This window comes from Rhodococcus sp. A14 (genome assembly GCF_011603105.1).
In the GTDB taxonomy this organism is placed as follows: domain Bacteria; phylum Actinomycetota; class Actinomycetes; order Mycobacteriales; family Mycobacteriaceae; genus Rhodococcus_F; species Rhodococcus_F opacus.
In genome coordinates, this window is the sequence record NZ_JAAOQS010000085.1 from 1 (window position 1) to 18569 (window position 18569).

Genomic DNA, 18569 nt, shown 5'->3' on the forward strand with positions numbered 1-18569 from the left:
GCTCCCCGCTTCGTTGTGGGTCTATCTGTTGCTGTCGAGAATTACCTGCGGAATACCCGCGCCGACCGGGACGAACTCGCAGCGAGCCAGCAGAGTCGCGTCCGGGTCGAGTGCCGCACGGACGAGGTCGAGCGCGAACGGATCGTAGGGCGCCTGGAAATGTCCGGTGCCGTCCTGGGGGCATCGATCCTGAATCAGGATGTTGTCGACCCCGGCGCCGCGGAGCGCCATGTTCGTGTACGGCTGGATCATTTCGTCGTACCGGGACCCGATGGTCGTGTACGCGACGCCGGGCACGGTGTCACCGCCCGCGTTGAGGGCGTTCATGAACGGCGAGCCCTGCATCTGCTGGCTGACGGCCACCGACGTCACCGTGCGGGCGAAGTCAGGTCCGCCGGGAAGTGCCTGCACGATCGGAACGAGGCCGTACATCACTCCCCCGTAGCTGGGCGACGCCAGTCCGACCCAGTCGTCGACGAACGGGGCGCCGCCGAGCTTGTTGACGTAGTACCGCGTGACGTTGGCACCCTGCGAGTATCCGACGGTGTCGACCTTGTCGGCGCCGGTCGCGTCGCGGACCCGGTCGACGAACCGGCCGAACTCCTCCGCGCTCGCGACGATGTCCTCGGTGCCGTAGGAATCGGCACCCGGCGCTCCGCCGTAGTTGAGCGCGAACACGCAGTAGCCGTCCGCGGCGAGCATGGGCGACAGGGCGGCCCAGTCCGCGTAGGCGCTTGCGTCGGTGCCGTGCGCGAGCACCACCGGCTCCGGGTGGTCCGGGGAGGGTGTGCAGGAGAAGTCGTTCGATCCCGCGGGTGCGCTGTCCGGGTGCTCGTGCGCATACGCGGCGGCGGCACTACGGCCGTTCTGAGGAAGCCCGGCCGTGGTGGGCACGACGGGCTGGGGCGGTGAGGCGTCGTCCGCGTGGGCGGTGGACACTGCGCCGGACATCAGCAGGACGACACCCGTGACGACCGCACCGGCACCCCGAAACCTCATGATCTCTCCCGACTTCGCCGTGACATTTCTGTGAACCTTCCCAGAATGTGCACGCGCTGTCGCGTCGAGTCGGCGGGCCCGCGGTGAGCCGTGGCGCCCTAGGAGTCGGTGTCATCCTTACCGGCTTCGCTCTGATCGTCTTCGGCGAGAAGGCGATACATCGCGCGCCGCGCGTCGGTGAGGATCTCGCCGGCACGCCGGACCTGGTCGTCGTCACCGACCGCGGCGACCTGACCCGCGGCACCCATCAGCAACCCGATCAGACCCCGCAGGTCCTCGGCGGGCTGGCCGACACTCTCCCGCACGTCGTCCCACGGGGTGCCGAGTTCGGTCTTGTTCGCTTCGACGAAGGCCTTGCCCTCGTCCGTCAGGCGTGCGGTCTTGCGGCCCGCCACCTTTTCGATGAGCACCAGACCCTCGTCCTCGAGCTGTGACAGCGCGGGGTAGATCGAACCGGGACTGGGCTTCCACACCCCGTCGCTGCGTTCGACGATCTGCTGAATCAGCTCGTAGCCGTGCATCGGCTCCTCGGTGAGCAGCAGCAGGATCGCGGAGCGGACATCGCCGCGCCGTCCCCTGCCACCCCGTCCGCGTCCGCGCCCGAAGTGCATTCCCGGACCGAAGCCGGGATCGCCCTCGGGGCCGAAGCGGCCTCGCCGGTGTCCGTGACGGTGGGGCCCCTCGGGCCGTCCCGTCCGTTCGCGTGTGAATCGGTCCCGTCGGGGACCCCTGTGTTCGAAATGGAAGTCTTCCATCATCAGCCTCCTTCTGTATCGCTGATGCATCAACGATATATCGTCAATCAGAACTCGACAAGGCCCCTTCTGGTACGGTCGTCAAGTCGGCCCCGTACCCGAAGGGCGCTGTGGCCGGAGGTGTTCGCGCTCAGCCGGCGGCCGCGCCGAACCACCTGGGCAGTTGGCCGACCAGATCCTGCTGGTCTCCCCCGACCCATGCCACGTAGCCGTCCGGCCGCAGCAGCACCGCGGGCACGTCCAGTTCCTCGCTGACGTCGACGACGTGGTCGACCCGGTCTGCCCAGCCCGCCACCGAAAGCCGGCCGGCCTGGTCGAGCAGCAATCCGCGGCCACCATGCATCAGCTCGTAGAGGCGTCCCCGCTTCAGCCCGATGTCGCGCAGCCGTCGGCCGAGCAGTTCGTGCCCCTCACCGAAGTCGTAGCGGACACCGATCGCGGTGACTTTCTCGGTCAGGTACCGGTTCACCTCCTCGACGTCCATCAGTTCCGACAGCAGCCGGCGCACCGCCTGGGGACCCGGCTCGGTGGACAGCAGCTCGGACTGCACGCGGGTGTTGTTCAGCACGTCGGCGGCTATCGGGTGCCGTTCGGTGTGGTAGCTGTCCAGCAGCCCCTCCGGTGCCCAGCCGTTGATCTCGGCGGCCAGTTTCCAGCCCAGATTGAACGCGTCCTGGACGCCGAGGTTGAGGCCCTGCCCGCCCAGCGGTGGGTGGACGTGCGCCGCGTCGCCGGCCAGCAACACCCGGCCGACCCGGTAGCGCTCGGCCAGCCGGGTGGCGTCGCCGAAGCGGGACAGCCACCGCGGTGAGTGCACGCCGAAGTCAGTGCCGGCGAACACCCGCAGCTGTTGCTTGAACTCCTCGAGGGTCGGCGGGACCGACCGGTCCTCGGCCACCCCCTCGGCGGGCACGACGACGCGGTACACCCCGTCCCCGGAGGGCCCGGCGCCGAACCCCTTGTGGGTTTTGCGGACCTCGGCCACCACGGCGGCCAGCGTCTCCGGTGGCGCGGCCACCTCCATCTCGCCCAGGAGCGACTCGACCCGGGTCGGCTCGCCGGGGAAGCCGACGCCCAGCAGCTTGCGCACCGTGCTGCGACCGCCGTCGCAACCGACGAGGTAGCGCGCGCGCAGCTGTGTGCCGTCGGTCGGCAGGGCGGTCACCCGGTCCTCGTTCTGGCTCAGCCCGACCAGTTCGCAGCCACGCCGGATCTCGACGCCGAGTTCGGTGGCGTGCTCGATCAGCAGGCGCTCGGTGACGGGCTGCGGGATGCCGAGGATGTACGGATGTGCGGTGTCCAGCCGGTCGGGCCGCGGCTTGCTGATACCGGCGAAGAAGCCGCCGACGGGGTACTGCTTGCCGAGCGCGAGGAATCGCTCCAGCAGACCGCGCTGGTCCATCACCTCGACGCTGCGCACGTGCAGGCCCAGCGACCGGACATGCCTGGTCGGCTCGGCCTCCTTCTCCAGCACGAGCACCTGCACGCCGTGCAGCCGCAACTCGCAGGCCAGCATCAGGCCGGTCGGTCCGCCGCCGGCAACGATCACGTCAATCACGAAGACCCCCACATACGCCGCGAACTGATTTCCGCAGGTTCTGGCTTCGGTGGGAGATTCTGCGGCACGACCGGGGTCTTGCCGCAAGGCCCCCGGTGCGTTATATGGTGAAGGTGGCAGGGAGTGGATTACCTCCTTGCCATTCCTTTTGTGTCCCCCGGGGGGCGGAACTAGCCGATCCGAATGGGGTCGATCTGGACCCGGGCAGGCTGCGAGTCCTTACGCGCGCTGCGCACCGACTGCGCCTCTCCCAGCGCTTTGGCCAGCGGCTTTCCCTCGCCACGGGGCACCCGGATCAGCATCCGCTCCACGTCCGCCGGCTCCGGCGCGTCGCCGGTGAACGGCAGCCGCTCCCCCGCCGGCAACTCGACCGGGCCCAGCAATTCCGCATTCGCCGGCAGATCGGCGAGCTCCAGGAGGTCGGCGATCGCCTTCGCGCTGCCGTCGATCGCCGCGAGGTGGATGGCGGGCGGAAATCCGACCTCCGCCCGCTCCTCGTACTGCGCACGGGCGTGACCGACCGGATCCCAGCGAACCAACGCCTGCACGGTCGGAATCCCCGAATCGGCGACCACGACCACCTGACCGCCCTCGGCGAACGGGCGTACGAGTGACGACGCCGTCATCCACCGCCGCAGCGTCTCCTCGGCGGCGCGCAGGTCGGGACGGCCCAGCAGCGCCCAGCCGTCGAGCAGCAACGCCGCGCCGTAGCCGCCCGGCATCACCGGTTCGGCCCCGACCGTCGACACCACGAGGGTGGGTCCCTCCTTCACCTCGTCGACGACGTCCGTGCCCCCCGACATCCGGACGGCGACCCCGGGAAACGCGCGTCCCAGTTCCTCGGCGGTCCGTCCGGCACCGACCACGACGGCCCGCAGCGCCTTCGCGCCGCACGCGTGGCAGCGGTGTGCGGCGTCGGCGACGCCACACCACCGGCACGCGGGGGTCCCCGCCCCGTCCGGGCCGGCCGCGGACGGCAGCGCGAGAGGTCCGTTGCATCGTCGGCATCGCGCGGGCGCCCGGCACTTGCCGCACGCGAGGCTGGGCACGTAGCCGCGCCGGGGCACCTGGACCAGCACTCCGCGGCCGGCGCCGAGCGCCTCCCGGGCAGCCGCGAACGCGATCGCGGGCAGCCGGGCGGCGCGTGCGCCGGGATCGCGGGCCAGGGCGTGGTCGCTGTCCGCGAGTGCGGTGATCTTCGGGGCGGCCGCCCGCACCGAGTCTCGGGAGGCCACGAGGTCGTGCGCCCACCCCGAGTCGACCAGCGCCTGCGCCTCCGCGGTGCGCGCGTGTCCGGCCAGTACCACCGCGCAGCCACTGGCGTACGCGCGGAGCAGCGCCACCTCGCGGGCGTGCGGATACGGTGCGCGCGGCTCGGAATGGTTGTCGTCCCCGTCGTCCCAGACCACGATCAGCCCGGTGCGCGGCGTCGGCGCGAACACCGAACTCCGGGTCCCGACGACGACCTTTGCCGTTCCGCGCAGCGCCGCCAGCCAGCGCCTGTAGCGCAGGGCCGGACCGAGACCGGCGGCGAGTCCGACGACCGCGTCCTTGCCCAGCAGCTTCTCCACCGCCGCGACCACGCGGTCGAGATCGCGCTGATCGGGCACGACGACGACGGTGCTCGCCCCGGTGGCGGCCACGAGCCCCGACAGTTCCGCGAGACGCGCCGGCCAGTCCTCGCCGGGGAGTGCCTGCCAGACCGCGCGCGGGGCACGCTCCGCCGACAGTGCGGTCAGGAAAGCGCCACCGTGGACGTACCGGTCCCACTCGCCGGTCTCGATCGCGATGTCCGGCACCTCGGAGGGTTCGGACGCGGCCTCGGACTCCGCGCGGGCGTGTCTCGGCGGGATCGCGAGTCGCAGGACGTCCGCGCGGGTCCCCGCGTATCGGCCGGCGACGAGGTCGACCACCCGGGTGATCTCCTCGGTCAGGACCCGCTCGGGCGAGATCACCCGTTCGAGCCAGCCGAAACGGCCCTGATGGTCGCTGGTCGCGTTCCGGGAGACGACGAACCCGTCGACGAGACGTCCGGCGAACCGGATGCGCACCCGGACCCCGGGCTGCGCCTGCTCGTCGAGGTCCTTCGGAACGAGATAGTCGAATTCGCGGTCGAGGTGGGCAAGCGGAAGCAGCGGCAGCACCCGGGCAACCGGATCTACTTCTGCCGCAACCTTTTCCGCGCTCACTCCGCGGCCCCTACCGCAGCGGCGCCCGCCGCGCCGTGACTACCGATCAGAGGCCTGCGGCTGCCCGCAGCTTCTCCGCCCGGTCGATGCTCTCCCACGGGAGGTCGATGTCGGTGCGACCGAAGTGACCGTAGGCCGCGGTCTGCGCGTAGATCGGACGCAGCAGGTCGAGATCGCGGATGATGGCGCCGGGTCGCAGGTCGAACGTTTCGGTGATCGCCTGCTGGATCCGCGCCGGATCCGTCTTCTCGGTACCGAACGTCTCGACGAACAGACCCACCGGCGCCGCCTTGCCGATCGCGTACGCCACCTGGACCTCGATCCGGTCCGCGAGGCCTGCCGCGACCGCGTTCTTGGCCACCCAGCGCATGGCGTAGGCCGCCGACCGGTCGACCTTCGAGGGGTCCTTGCCGGAGAACGCGCCGCCACCGTGGCGGGCCATGCCGCCGTAGGTGTCGACGATGATCTTGCGACCGGTCAGGCCGGCGTCACCCATCGGGCCGCCGAGCACGAACTTGCCCGTCGGGTTGACGAGCAGGCGGATGTCCGAGACGTCGAGTTCGGGCATGTCGATTTCGGCGAGAACCGATCCGAGAACCTTTTCCCGCAGATCCGGGGTCAGCAGGTTGTCGAGGTCGATGTCCGCGGCGTGCTGCGTCGAGATGACCACGGTGTCGAGGCGAACAGCCTTGTCGCCGTCGTATTCGATGGTGACCTGGGTCTTGCCGTCCGGGCGCAGGTACGGCAGGACACCGGACTTGCGGACCTCGGTGAGACGACGCGACAGGCGGTGCGCCAGCGCGATCGGCAGCGGCATCAGTTCCGGGGTGTCGGTGGTGGCGAACCCGAACATCAGTCCCTGGTCGCCTGCGCCCTGACGGTCGATTTCGTCGTCGCTCAGTTCGCCGGTGCGGACCTCGTGCGAGTGGTCGACGCCCTGGGCGATCTCCGGGGACTGTGCGCCGATCGCGACGTTGACGCCGCAGGAGTTGCCGTCGAAGCCCTTGGCCGAGGAGTCGTACCCGATCTCGAGCACGGTGTCGCGCACGATCTTGGGGATGTCGGCGTAGGCGGTGGTCGTGACCTCGCCGGCGACGTGGACCTGTCCGGTGGTCACGAGTGTCTCGACGGCGACGCGGGCGCGCGGGTCGTCGGTGAGGAGCGCGTCGAGGATGGAGTCGCTGATCGCATCACAAATCTTGTCCGGGTGCCCCTCGGTCACAGACTCACTGGTGAATAGCCGACTACCGGACTGGCTCACAGAATTCCCTCTCGACAGTTGTCCTGAACAGCACTTGAAAACAGCTTAGCTGCGTAATACCGCGAACGACCCTAGCGCCACCCCGGCGGGAGTGACACCTTTCGAATCACCGAAACTCTGCCGGATGTTCCGTCAGAGCGTCCGGAACAGCTGGTCGACGGCGTCGAGCACCCGGCTCGCCATCAACGCCTTCGATCCGTGCTCGAGCGCGGACTCGGAACCGTCGGCTCCGAGCAGCCACCCGTCGTTGTGGTCGACCTCGAACGCCTTGCCCTCGCCGACCGCGTTGACGACGAGGAGGTCGCAGCCCTTACGCGCGAGCTTGGCCCGCGCGTACGTGAGGACGTCGCCGTCGGCGTCGCCCGTCTCGGCCGCGAATCCGACGATCACGGTCTTCGACGGGATCTCGCCGTCCCGCCGGGACTGCACCAGGCCGGCGAGGATGTCCTCGTTCTTGGTGAGTGCGATCGAGTCGGGCTCGCCCGCACCCTTCTTGATCTTGCTCGCCACCGTCGTCGACGGCCGGAAATCGGCCACTGCCGCGGCCATGATCACGGCGTCGAATCCGGGCGCGTGCTTGGCGACCGCCACCCGCATGTCTTCCGCCGTGCGGACGTGCACCACGTCGACGGCGGCCGGGTCGGCGAGGCCGGCGGTGTAGCCGGAGACGAGGGTGACCTCGGCCCCGCGCTGCACGGCGAGCCGGGCGATCGCGTAGCCCTGCTTGCCCGAACTGCGGTTACCGAGGAACCGCACCGGGTCGAGCGGTTCACGGGTGCCGCCCGCGGACACGAGGACCCGCCGGCCCTCGAGATCACGGGGCAGCGCGTCGGGACGCTCGACCAGCAACGACGCCAACCCGACGATCTCGTCGGGTTCCGGCAGCCGGCCTGCGCCGGTGTCCTTGCCCGTGAGGCGGCCGGATGCGGGTTCGATGACGGTCACGCCGCGTGCGCGGAGCGTGGCGACGTTCGCGACGGTGGCCGGGTGCTCCCACATCTCCGTGTGCATCGCGGGAGCGAACACCACGGGACATCGCGCGGTGAGCAGCGTCGCGGTGAGGAGGTCGTCGGCGCGTCCCGCCACAGCGCGCGCCATGAGGTCGGCGGTGGCGGGCGCGATGACGACGAGATCCGCTTCCTGCCCGAGACGAACATGCGGAACCTGCGGAACGTCGGTGAACACACCCGTGTGCACGGGGTTGCCCGACAGCGCCTCGAACGTCGCCTTGCCGACGAACTCGAGCGCGGACTCCGTCGGGATGACCCGCACATGATGCCCGGCCTCCGTGAAGGCCCGAATGACGGCACAGCTCTTGTACGCGGCGATGCCGCCGCCGACACCGACCACGATCCGCTTGCGCGCTGCCCCCGCGGGAACCGGTTCCGGTGAATCCGTCACGTGCCCGGAGACCGGGCCCGCTGCCTGTTCAGGCACGGCAGATCCTCCGCTCACTCGCCTTCGGTGTGCTCGAGAAGATCGGCGTGGATCTCACGCAGCGCGATGGACAGCGGCTTCTCCTGCAGGCCCGGCTCCACGAGGGGGCCGACGTACTCGAGGATGCCGTCACCGAGCTGGTTGTAGTAATCGTTGATCTGACGCGCCCGCTTGGCCGCGTAGATCACCAGCGCGTACTTCGACGACGTGCGAGCGAGAAGCTCGTCGATCGGAGGATTGGTGATGCCGAGCGGGGTGTCGTAAGCCGGCAGGGCGCCGTGGCTGGGTGTTGCGGACGCTACTGCGGGGGTGCTGCTCACTCGGTATCTCCTGAAATAGTTCTGGCTAGTTGATGTGAGATCTAGTGGGTCGACTCGGACTGTTCCGGTCGTCCAACCAACAAGGATACCAACTCGTCGCACGATCGGCTGACATCCTCGTTCACGATGACCGCGTCGAACTCGTCCTGCGCCTCCAGCTCGACTCTCGCGGTCGCGAGACGCCGCTCCACGACGTCGGCGGATTCGGTGCCCCGGCCGGTCAATCTCTCGACCAGCACGTCCCAGCTCGGGGGCGCCATGAAGACGAGCAGCGCCTCCGGCATCGCGGCGCGGACGGCCCGCGCACCGGCGAGATCGACCTCGACGAGCACCGGTTTGCCCTGTTCGATCGCCCGGCGGACCGGTGCGGCCGGGGTTCCCGACAGCTGGAGTCCGCCGTGGATCTCGGCCCATTCGAGCAGCTCACCGGATTCGATCATCCGCTGGAACTCGTCGCGAGAGGTGAACCGGTAGTCCTTGCCGTCCACCTCGCCCGGGCGTGGGTCGCGCGTCGTCGCGGACACGCTGAAGACGAGCTCCGGCATCCGTTCACGCAGGAGTCGCACCACGCTGGACTTACCGACGGCCGAGGGGCCGGCCAGTACTACCAGCCGACCCCTCCGCACTGCGGTCTTACTCTCTGACACTTGTGCGTCAGCTACCACTGTCGTGCTCAGGCCTCGAAGTCGAACCTGGCGAGCAGGGCCTTCCGCTGCCGATCGCCGAGGCCACGGAGGCGACGGGTCGGAGCGATCTCCAGCTCGGTCATGATCTCCTGCGCCTTGACCTTGCCCACCTTGGGCAGCGCCTCGAGCAGTGCCGACACCTTCATCTTGCCCAGGATCTCGTCGTCCTCGGCGTCCTTGAGAACCTGCTTGAGGTCGGTGCCACCACGCTTCAGGCGCTCCTTGAGCTCAGCCCTGGCCTTGCGGGCAGCAGCTGCCTTCTCCAAAGCAGCAGCGCGCTGCTCATCAGTCAACTGGGGAAGGGCCACGGTTCCTCCGTCTCGTCGTTGGCAAATAGTCCAAACCACTGGATAACCAGCAGCGATAGCGACCGTACTCACGCCCGGCGCCGATTGCGAACCCACCCCCCGAGGTCAGAGCCGGATTCGGGTGGGCTATGAGAGTGCGGACTCGATCTCGTCGCGGACCGTGACGGCCGCCTCACGCAGTGCCGTCACCGACGGTCCGGCACCGAGAACACCACGAGAACTGTTCGGCAACAACAGTTTTCGAGAATCGGGAAAAATGTCGGCGAGATCACCGGGAGTCGCGCCCTGGGCGCCGAGACCGGGCGCGAGAATCGGTCCGGAAAAATTCGACAAATCCAGGCCGTGTCCGCGTGTCGCACCCACCACCAGACCCACCAGACCGGGTTGCGCGTCGTTGTGCCGGGCCGCCGCGTCCACCACGGACTGGGCCACGGACACTCCCCCGGCGGTCTGCGCCGCCTGCAGGTCGCCGCCCTCGGCATTGGACGTCCGGGCCAGCACGAAGAGCCCGCGGCCCTGCTCCGCCGCCAGCGACAGCGCCGGGTCGAGCGCCCCGAATCCCAGATACGGCGACACCGTCACCGCATCCGAGGACAGGGCCGACTCCGCACCCAGCCAGGACTGCGCGTACGCCGCCATCGTCGACCCGATGTCCCCGCGCTTGGCATCGGCGACGACGAGCGTCCCTGCCTCTCTGAGGACCGAAATGGTGCGTTCGAGCACCGCGTACCCGGCGGAGCCGTACGCTTCGAAGAACGCCACCTGAGGCTTCACGACGGCCACCTCACCGACGAAGGCCTCCACGCAGATCTCCGCGAACGTCTCCAGCCCCTCGGCGGAGACGGGCAGCCCCCACGCCTCGAGCAGGCCCGGATGCGGATCGATCCCGACGCACAACCGCCCCCGGTGCTCGACCGCCGACGTCAGCCGATGCACCCAGGAGTGGTGGTGATGGTGTCCGCTCACGACGACGCGGACCCGGTCGCGGGAGCCACGACCACGGCGGGCGACCGCAGCCGCTCGTGCAGCGCCTGGAGCGACTGGACACCGATGTCGCCGCGGATCGCGGCCTCGATGCCCTGCACCGCGGCGGACGCGCCCTGCACGGTGGTGACGCACGGGATGTTCATGGCGACGGCCGCGCTGCGGATCTCGTAGCCGTCGACGCGCGGCCCGGAGTTGCCGTACGGCGTGTTGATCACCATGTCGACCTCGCCGTCGCGGATCATCTCGACGATGGTGCGCTCACCCGCCTCCAGCTTCTCACCGGAGTGCTTGTGCACCTCCTGGCAGGTGATCCCGTTCCGGCGGAGAACCGCCGCGGTGCCCTCGGTGGCCAGGATCCGGAAGCCCAGGTCGGCGAGACGCTTGACCGGGAAGATCAGCGACCGCTTGTCCTTGTTGGCGACGGAGACGAACACCGAACCCGACGTGGGCAGCGAGCCGTACGCGGCCGTCTGGCTCTTCGCGAACGCGGTGCCGAAGTCGGCGTCGATGCCCATGACCTCGCCGGTCGACTTCATCTCCGGGCTCAGCAGGGTGTCCACCCCGGTGCCGTCGGCGCGCCGGAACCGGTTGAACGGCAGCACGGCCTCCTTCACGGCGACGGGTGCGTCCGCCGGGGTCGAACCGCCGTCGCCGGTGGCCGGGAGCACACCGCTCGCACGCAGATCGGCGATGGACTCGCCCAGCATGACGCGGGCGCAGGCCTTGGCGAGCTGCACCGCCGTCGCCTTCGACACGAACGGCACGGTGCGGCTGGCGCGGGGGTTCGCCTCCAGGACGTACAGGATGTCGTCCTTCAGGGCGTACTGGACGTTGAGCAGGCCCTTGACGCCGATGCCCTTGGCGAGCGCCTCCGTGGAGCGGCGGACGTTCTCGAGGTCGGCGCGGCCGAGGGTGATCGGCGGCAGCGCACAGGCCGAGTCGCCCGAGTGGATGCCGGCCTCCTCGATGTGCTCCATCACACCGCCGAGGTACACCTCGGAGCCGTCGCAGAGCGCGTCGACGTCGATCTCGATGGCGTCTTCCAGGAACCGGTCGACCAGGACGGGACGGTCGTCGGAGATCTCGGTGGCGCGGGAGATGTAGCTCTCCAGCGACGCCTCGTCGTAGACGATCTCCATGCCGCGGCCACCGAGGACGTACGACGGGCGCACCAGCACCGGGTACCCGATACCGGCCGCGATCTCGCGGGCCCCGGCGAACGTGGTGGCGGTGCCGAACTTGGGAGCGGGCAGACCGGCCTCGACCAGCACCTTGCCGAACTCGCCGCGATCCTCCGCGAGGTCGATCGCCTCCGGGCTGGTGCCGACGATCGGCACACCCGCAGCCTTCAGCCGCTTCGCCAGGCCCAGCGGGGTCTGGCCGCCGAGCTGCACGATCACCCCGGCGACGGTGCCCGACAGCGACTCCGCCCGGTACACCTCGAGCACGTCCTCGAACGTGAGCGGCTCGAAGTACAGGCGGTCGGCGGTGTCGTAGTCGGTGGAGACGGTCTCCGGGTTGCAGTTGACCATCACCGTCTCGTAGCCGGCCTCCGACAGCGTCAGTGCGGCGTGGACGCAGGAGTAGTCGAACTCGATGCCCTGACCGATGCGGTTCGGCCCGGAGCCGAGGATCAGGACCTTCGGACGCTCGGTCTGCGGGGCCACCTCGGACTCGGCCGCCGGGTCGAGTTCGTACGTGGAGTAGTGGTACGGCGTCTTCGCCTCGAACTCGGCGGCGCAGGTGTCGACCGTCTTGTACACGGGGTGGACGTTCCACTGCTCACGCAGCGCCCGGACGGCGTCCTCGCCGCCGATCTCGGGGCGCAGGGCCGCGATCTGCCGATCCGACAGGCCGTGGTGCTTGGCGCGGCGCAATACCCGCTCGGTCACCTCGGGCGCCTCACGCAGCGTGTCGCCGAGCTCATGGATCTGCAGGATCTGGTCGAGGAACCACGGGTCGATCTTCGTGGCGTCGAACAGCTGCTCGACGGTGGCGCCGAGAGCGAACGCCTTCTCGAGGCCGTAGACGCGGCCGTCGCGGGGGATGCTCAGTTCCGTCAGGAGGCTGTCGAGGTCGGTGGCCTCCACGTCGGGTCCGGTCCAGTACCCGGCCCGCTTGGTCTCCAGCGAGCGCAGCACCTTGCCGAACGCCTCGGTGAAGTTGCGGCCGATGGACATGGCCTCACCGACCGACTTCATCGTGGTGGTGAGGGTGTCGTCGGCGCCGGGGAACTTCTCGAACGCGAACCGCGGCGCTTTGACGACGACGTAGTCGAGGGTCGGCTCGAAGGAGGCCGGGGTTTCCTTGGTGATGTCGTTGACGATCTCGTCCAGGGTGTAGCCGATGGCGAGCTTCGCGGCGATCTTCGCGATCGGGAAGCCGGTCGCCTTGGACGCGAGCGCACTGGACCGCGACACGCGCGGGTTCATCTCGATGACGACGAGGCGCCCATCGGTGGGGTCCATGGCGAACTGGATGTTGCAGCCACCGGTGTCCACTCCGACCTCGCGGAGGATGTCGATCGAGAGGTCGCGCATCGCCTGGTACTCACGGTCCGTGAGCGTCATGGCGGGGGCGACGGTGATCGAGTCACCGGTGTGCACGCCGACCGGGTCGACGTTCTCGATCGAGCACACGATCACGACGTTGTCGCGGCCGTCGCGCATCAGCTCGAGCTCGTATTCCTTCCACCCGAGGATCGACTCCTCGATCAGCACGTTGGCGGTGGGCGACGCGGCGAGACCGCCGCCGGCGATCCGCGTCAGGTCCTCGTCGTCGTAGGCCATGCCGGAGCCGAGGCCGCCCATCGTGAACGACGGCCGCACCACGACGGGGAAGCCCAGTTCGGCGACCGTGTCGCGGACCTCGTCCATCGTGTAGCAGACCCGGGAGCGCGCGGACTCGCCGCCGACCTTCGCGACGATGTCCTTGAACTTCTGCCGGTCCTCGCCGCGCTGGATGGCGTCGAAGTCGGCGCCGATCAGCTCCACGTCGTACTTCTCGAGGATGCCCTGCTCGTGCAGCGCCACCGCGGTGTTCAGGGCCGTCTGGCCGCCGAGAGTCGCGAGGACGGCGTCGATCGGGTGGCCCTTCTCGGCCTCGAGGGCGATGACCTTCTCGACGAACTCGGCGGTGATCGGCTCGACGTACGTGGCGTCCGCGAACTCGGGGTCGGTCATGATCGTGGCCGGGTTGGAGTTGACGAGGCTGACCCGCAGGCCCTCCTCGCGCAGCACCCGGCAGGCCTGGGTTCCGGAGTAGTCGAACTCACAGGCCTGGCCGATGACGATCGGCCCGGAGCCGATCACCAGGATGTGGGAGAGATCTGTACGGCGTGGCATTAGTTCTTGACTCCCTCGAGCAGGCTGGTGAAGCGGTCGAACAGGTACGCGGCGTCGTGCGGGCCCGCCGCGGCCTCGGGGTGGTACTGCACCGAGAAGGCGGATCCGTCGAGCAGGCGGACCCCCTCGACGGCACCGTCGTTGGCGCAGGTGTGGCTGATCACGGCCTTGCCGAACGGGGTGTCGAACTCCTGCCCGGCCTCGCCCTCGAGCGCGAACCCGTGGTTCTGCGCGGTGATCGCGATGCGTCCCGTCTCGTGTTCGACAACCGGGATGTTGATGCCCCGGTGACCGAACTTCATCTTGTAGGTGCCGAGACCCAGAGCCCGCCCGAGGATCTGGTTGCCGAAGCAGATACCGAACAGGGGCAGGCCCTGCCCGATGACTTCCTTCGTGAGGTGCACGGCACCGTCGGCGGTCGCCGGGTCGCCGGGACCGTTGGAGAGGAAGACGCCGTCGGCCTTCAGGTCGAGGATCTGCTCGAGCGTCGCGTTGGACGGGAGCACGTGCACCCGGATGCCGCGCTCGGCGAACATGCGGGGGGTGTTGGTCTTGATGCCGAGGTCGATCGCCGCGACGGTGAAGCGCGCTTCTCCCCCGGTCGGCTCGACGACGTAACCGCTGGTGGTGCTGACCTCACCGGCGAGATCCGCGCCGAGCATCGACGGCTGGCTCTTCACGCGGTCGAGCAGCACGTCGGTGTCGGCCAGTGCGTCGCCGGAGAACACCCCGGCGCGCATGGAGCCGCGGGTGCGCAGGTGGCGGACCAGTGCGCGGGTGTCGATGCCGGCGATCCCGACGACTCCCTGCTTCACCAGCTCGTCCTGCAGGGAGCCGGTGGCGCGCCAGCTGGAGGTGCGGCGGGCGGGGTCGCGGACGACGTACCCGGCGACCCAGATCTTCGCCTCGGCGCTGCTGCCGGTGGGACCGACGGACTCGTCGTCCTCGTCGTTCCATCCGGTGTTGCCGATCTGCGGCGCGGTAGCCACGACGATCTGGCGGTGGTAGCTGGGGTCGGTGAGGGTCTCCTGATAGCCGGTCATGCCGGTGCTGAAGACAGCCTCACCGAGGGTCTGGCCGACGGCACCGAACGTGGTGCCCCGGAATATCCGACCGTCCTCGAGGACCAGTACTGCAGAGTCGGTGTCGTAGCCGCTCATGCGTTCTCTCCGTTCTGCTCGACCTCACCAGAGCTCGCCGCATTCGCTGAATCTTCACTGTCTGTCTTGCCGTCCGGCTCCCCTGCGCTGACCCAGGCGGGGTACACGGACTTGTCGTCGCTCCGGAAACCGGTGTCGATCTCGGTGCCCGTCGGCAGTTCCCACCGGATCACCAGGACGCCGTCCTTGCTCATGACCTTGCCCGCGAGACCGCGCTCGGTGCGCACGGCGCGGACCGCGTCCTGCGGAATCCAGATCGCCGACGCCCCGTCACGTTCGAGCAGGATCCCGGCCGCGTATCGGGAGATTTCCCCCGTCGCCCGGAAACCGAGGTCGCCGACCGCGATCCGGTCCTGCCAGCTCGGGGCCAGGGTGCTGCCCACATACAGTCCGGTGGCCGGGGCGATCGTCTGCTCGCCGAGGTGCGCGGGCACGGGGGGAAGTTGCCCGACCCGGTCGGCCTGACGGCGGGCACGACCGCGCCACCCGATGTACATGAGGAAGATGGCCAGCGCCCAGAACGCGACGAGGCCGACTATCCACAGAATTCTCTCCACCGTCATCCCCTGCCGTTCCGCACCGGGACGCGGGCCTGGCCGTCGCTCGCGGTGATCCGGCCACGGAGGATCGTCGTGGTCACCCGCGCCGGCAGTGTCATCGACTCGTACGGCGTGTTGTGGGCGACGCTGGCGAGATCGGGGCCGTGGACCGTCCATTCGGCGTCCGGGTCGATCAGCACGAGGTTGGCGGGCTCGCCGACCTCGATCGGGCGACCCTGGTCGTCGAGCCCGACGATCTCGGCGGGCCGCTCGCTCATCACCCGGGCCACGCCGCGCCAGTCGAGCAGGCCCGTGCGGACCATCGTCTGCGCGACGATCGACAACGCGGTCTCCAGACCCAGCATTCCGGGTCGGGCGGCCGCGAACTCGCAGCACTTGTCCTGCTCGGCGTGCGGTGCGTGATCGGTCGCGACGCAGTCGATGATCCCCTCGGCCAGTCCGGCCCGGAGCGCGGCGACGTCGCTCGCCTCCCGCAGGGGCGGATTCACCTTGTTCACGGCGTCATACGTCTCGAGCCTGGAGTCGTCGAGCAGCAGATGGTGCGGGGTGACCTCGGCGGTGATCGAAATGCCTTGGCCGCGTGCCCACTTCATCAGTTCGACGGTGCCCGCGGTGGAGGCGTGGCAGATGTGCACCCGCGCCCCGGCGTCGCGGGCGAGCAGCGCGTCGCGGGCGACGATCGACTCCTCGGCGGCGCGCGGCCAGCCCGCGAGCCCGAGCCGGGCGGCGGTGGGGCCCTCGTGCGCGACGGCGCCGACGGTCAGCCGCGGTTCCTCCGCGTGCTGCGCGATGAGCACCCCGAGCGAACTCGAGTACTCGAGCGCCCGGCGCATGATCAGCGGGTCGTAGACGCAATGGCCGTCGTCCGAGAACATCCGCACCCGGCCGGTCCCCGACGCCATCGTGGCCATCTCGGCGAGCTGCTTGCCCTCGAGTCCGACGGTGACGGCGCCGACGGGGTGCACGTCGACGAGCCCGACTTCCTGACCGCGGCGCCACACGTGATCGGTGACGACCACCGAATCGGCGACCGGGCTGGTGTTGGCCATCGCGAACACCGCGGTGTACCCGCCGAGCGCGGCGGCGGCCGAACCGGAATCGATGGTCTCGGTGTCCTCGCGGCCGGGTTCACGCAGGTGCGTGTGCAGGTCGACGAAACCGGGGAGCAGGATCTGCCCCGCCGCGTCGATCACCTCGACGTCCGGCGCGCTGTCCTTGCCCGCGTCCGCGCCGATCGCGACGATGACGCCGTCACCGAGCAGAACGTCGGTGGGCTCGCCCTCGCCGTACAGCAACACGTTCTTGATGAGCACTGTCTCTCCTGTCACTGCACTGTCACTCATCCCGCAACTTCCTCCGCTCCGACCAGCAGTCGGAACAGCACCGCCATCCGCATGTGCACACCGTTGGTCACCTGCTGCAGCACGGCGGTCCTCGTCGAATCGGCCACCGCCGACGCGATCTCCATGCCGCGCAGCATCGGACCTGGGTGCAGCACCACCGCGTGCTCGGGAAGCAGCGCGAGCCGCTTCTCCGACAGGCCGTAATTGATCGAGTACTCCCGCTGGGACGGGAAGAACCCACCGTTCATCCGTTCCGCCTGCACACGCAGCACGAGGACGGCGTCGAGGCCGGGAAGCTCCGCGTCCAGCGAATGCGCCACCGACACCGGCCAGGTGGACACCCCCACGGGGAGCAACGTGGGCGGCGCGACGAGGACCACCTCGGCGCCGAGCATCGACAGCAGCAGTGCGTTCGACCGCGCGACCCGGCTGTGCAGGATGTCGCCGACGATGGCGATGCGCTTGCCCTCGATGTCGCCGAGACGCTGACGCAGTGTGAGCGCGTCGAGCAGCGCCTGGGTGGGATGTTCATGGGTACCGTCGCCAGCGTTGACGACCGCCGGGCCGCCGTCGTCCTGATACCCGGTCCACTTCGCGATCTGGTGGGCCGCACCCGACGCGGGGTGGCGCACGATCAGAGCGTCGGCGCCGGCGGCGCGCAGCGTCATCGCCGTGTCCCGGAGGGATTCGCCCTTGGACACCGACGAACTCGAGGCGCTGACGTTGATGACGTCCGCGCTCATCCACTTCCCGGCGACCTCGAACGACACGCGGGTCCGGGTCGAATTCTCGAAGAACACGGTCATGACCGTCCGGCCGCGCAGCGTCGGGAGCTTCCGCACCTCACGTCCGAGGAGGGCTTGTTCGAAGCGTTCGGCCTCGTCGAGGAGTTCGACAGCCAATTCCCGTGTCAGGTCCGCGATCGACAACAGGTGCTTCACTTAGCTCTTCCCCCCGGAGATCATGACCGCGTCGCGGCCGTCGTGTTCGCTCAGGAGCACCTTGACGTCCTCGGTGCGGGCGGTGGGCACGTTCTTGCCCACGTAGTCGGCGCGCAGCGGCAGTTCGCGGTGACCGCGGTCGACGAGGACGGCCAGCTGAACGGCGCGCGGCCGCCCGAGGTCACGGAGGGCGTCGAGTGCCGAGCGGACGGTGCGGCCGGAGAACAGCACGTCGTCGACCAGCACGACCAGAGTGTTGTCGACACCGCCCTCGGGCACCGACGTGCGCTCGAGGGGGCGGTGCGGTTTGGTGCGCAGGTCGTCGCGGTACAGGGTGATGTCGAGGGAGCCGACCGCTGGGCGCACCCCGGAGAACTCTTCGACCTTCCCGGCGAGGCGCGCTGCGAGCGTCGTGCCCCGGGTGGGGATGCCGATCAAGACGACACGCGGCGCGTCACCGTCGGCGGCGTCCAGCGCGGTCTTCTCGATGATCTGGTGCGCGATTCGCGCAATGGTCCGTCCCACATCGGCTGCGGACAGCAGCTCGCGTGCGGGTTCGACGGACGGGGACGACTCTGGTGTTGAATCCGCCGGTTCCCCGGCGGGGCGAGACCCTTCGGGCACGCGCATACAACGACCTCCTTCTCCGCCTCACTGGACGGATCGTTAAAGGATGCCTGACGCGGACAGCTTATCAGCGCGTCGACTGCGCCAGGCCCGG

Annotated in this window: 16 protein-coding genes; all 16 read right to left on the reverse strand. The window is 69.4% G+C overall.

Translation table 11 applies throughout. The features are described 5' to 3' along the window. Positions 1 to 21: 21 nt before the first annotated feature. The 16 genes from G9373_RS32635 to pyrR all read right to left on the reverse strand — a co-directional run bounded on the left by G9373_RS32635 (position 22) and on the right by pyrR (position 18478). Positions 22 to 999, reverse strand: a complete 978-nt coding sequence (locus tag G9373_RS32635; RefSeq protein WP_133986659.1) for an alpha/beta fold hydrolase — start codon at positions 997 to 999, stop codon at positions 22 to 24. Positions 1000 to 1097: 98 nt separating this feature from the next. Continuing rightward, complete coding sequence (locus G9373_RS32640; protein WP_054248884.1) at positions 1098 to 1754, reverse strand: PadR family transcriptional regulator; 657 nt, start codon at positions 1752 to 1754, stop codon at positions 1098 to 1100. Positions 1755 to 1884: 130 nt separating this feature from the next. Beyond that, entirely contained in the window at positions 1885 to 3312 is a 1428-nt protein-coding gene (rox, locus tag G9373_RS32645; RefSeq protein ID WP_133986658.1) for a rifampin monooxygenase, read from the reverse strand. Positions 3313 to 3482: 170 nt separating this feature from the next. Then, positions 3483 to 5501: a primosomal protein N' gene (locus G9373_RS32650; RefSeq protein WP_133986657.1), complete on the reverse strand. Its 2019-nt coding sequence runs from the start codon at positions 5499 to 5501 to the stop codon at positions 3483 to 3485. Positions 5502 to 5547: 46 nt separating this feature from the next. After that, positions 5548 to 6762 carry a methionine adenosyltransferase gene (gene metK, locus G9373_RS32655; protein ID WP_005241739.1) on the reverse strand — a complete coding sequence of 405 codons (1215 nt, stop codon included), beginning with the start codon at positions 6760 to 6762 and terminating at the stop codon, positions 5548 to 5550. A 132-nt stretch (positions 6763 to 6894) separates the two neighbouring features. After that, positions 6895 to 8199 carry a bifunctional phosphopantothenoylcysteine decarboxylase/phosphopantothenate--cysteine ligase CoaBC gene (gene coaBC / locus G9373_RS32660; RefSeq protein ID WP_005262296.1) on the reverse strand — a complete coding sequence of 435 codons (1305 nt, stop codon included), beginning with the start codon at positions 8197 to 8199 and terminating at the stop codon, positions 6895 to 6897. Between the two features lie 14 nt (positions 8200 to 8213). After that, a complete protein-coding gene (gene rpoZ, locus G9373_RS32665) occupies positions 8214 to 8519 on the reverse strand; it encodes a DNA-directed RNA polymerase subunit omega (protein ID WP_005569129.1) in 306 nt (101 codons plus the stop codon). A gap of 41 nt (positions 8520 to 8560) precedes the next feature. Then, a complete protein-coding gene (gmk, locus tag G9373_RS32670) occupies positions 8561 to 9184 on the reverse strand; it encodes a guanylate kinase (RefSeq protein ID WP_043790960.1) in 624 nt (207 codons plus the stop codon). 8 nt (positions 9185 to 9192) lie between these two features. Then, a complete protein-coding gene (mihF, locus tag G9373_RS32675; RefSeq protein ID WP_005262298.1) occupies positions 9193 to 9513 on the reverse strand; it encodes an integration host factor, actinobacterial type in 321 nt (106 codons plus the stop codon). Between the two features lie 126 nt (positions 9514 to 9639). Further along, entirely contained in the window at positions 9640 to 10479 is an 840-nt protein-coding gene (gene pyrF / locus G9373_RS32680; protein WP_043790962.1) for an orotidine-5'-phosphate decarboxylase, read from the reverse strand. After that, positions 10476 to 13844, reverse strand: a complete 3369-nt coding sequence (gene carB / locus G9373_RS32685; protein WP_133986656.1) for a carbamoyl-phosphate synthase large subunit — start codon at positions 13842 to 13844, stop codon at positions 10476 to 10478. The genes pyrF and carB overlap by 4 nt, the downstream gene beginning before the upstream one ends. Beyond that, positions 13844 to 15004, reverse strand: a complete 1161-nt coding sequence (gene carA, locus G9373_RS32690; protein WP_005569135.1) for a glutamine-hydrolyzing carbamoyl-phosphate synthase small subunit — start codon at positions 15002 to 15004, stop codon at positions 13844 to 13846. The genes carB and carA overlap by 1 nt, the downstream gene beginning before the upstream one ends. After that, positions 15001 to 15567, reverse strand: coding sequence for a hypothetical protein (locus G9373_RS32695; protein ID WP_005569136.1), 567 nt, complete (start codon positions 15565 to 15567; stop codon positions 15001 to 15003). Before G9373_RS32695 ends, carA begins: the two co-directional genes overlap by 4 nt. After that, positions 15564 to 16907 (reverse strand): dihydroorotase, encoded by a 1344-nt coding sequence (locus G9373_RS32700; RefSeq protein ID WP_064080202.1) that lies wholly within the window; start codon positions 16905 to 16907, stop codon positions 15564 to 15566. The genes G9373_RS32695 and G9373_RS32700 overlap by 4 nt, the downstream gene beginning before the upstream one ends. Then, positions 16904 to 17848 carry an aspartate carbamoyltransferase catalytic subunit gene (locus G9373_RS32705; protein ID WP_133986655.1) on the reverse strand — a complete coding sequence of 315 codons (945 nt, stop codon included), beginning with the start codon at positions 17846 to 17848 and terminating at the stop codon, positions 16904 to 16906. The genes G9373_RS32700 and G9373_RS32705 overlap by 4 nt, the downstream gene beginning before the upstream one ends. Next, a complete protein-coding gene (gene pyrR, locus G9373_RS32710; RefSeq protein WP_005572577.1) occupies positions 17849 to 18478 on the reverse strand; it encodes a bifunctional pyr operon transcriptional regulator/uracil phosphoribosyltransferase PyrR in 630 nt (209 codons plus the stop codon). Positions 18479 to 18569 lie beyond the last annotated feature (91 nt).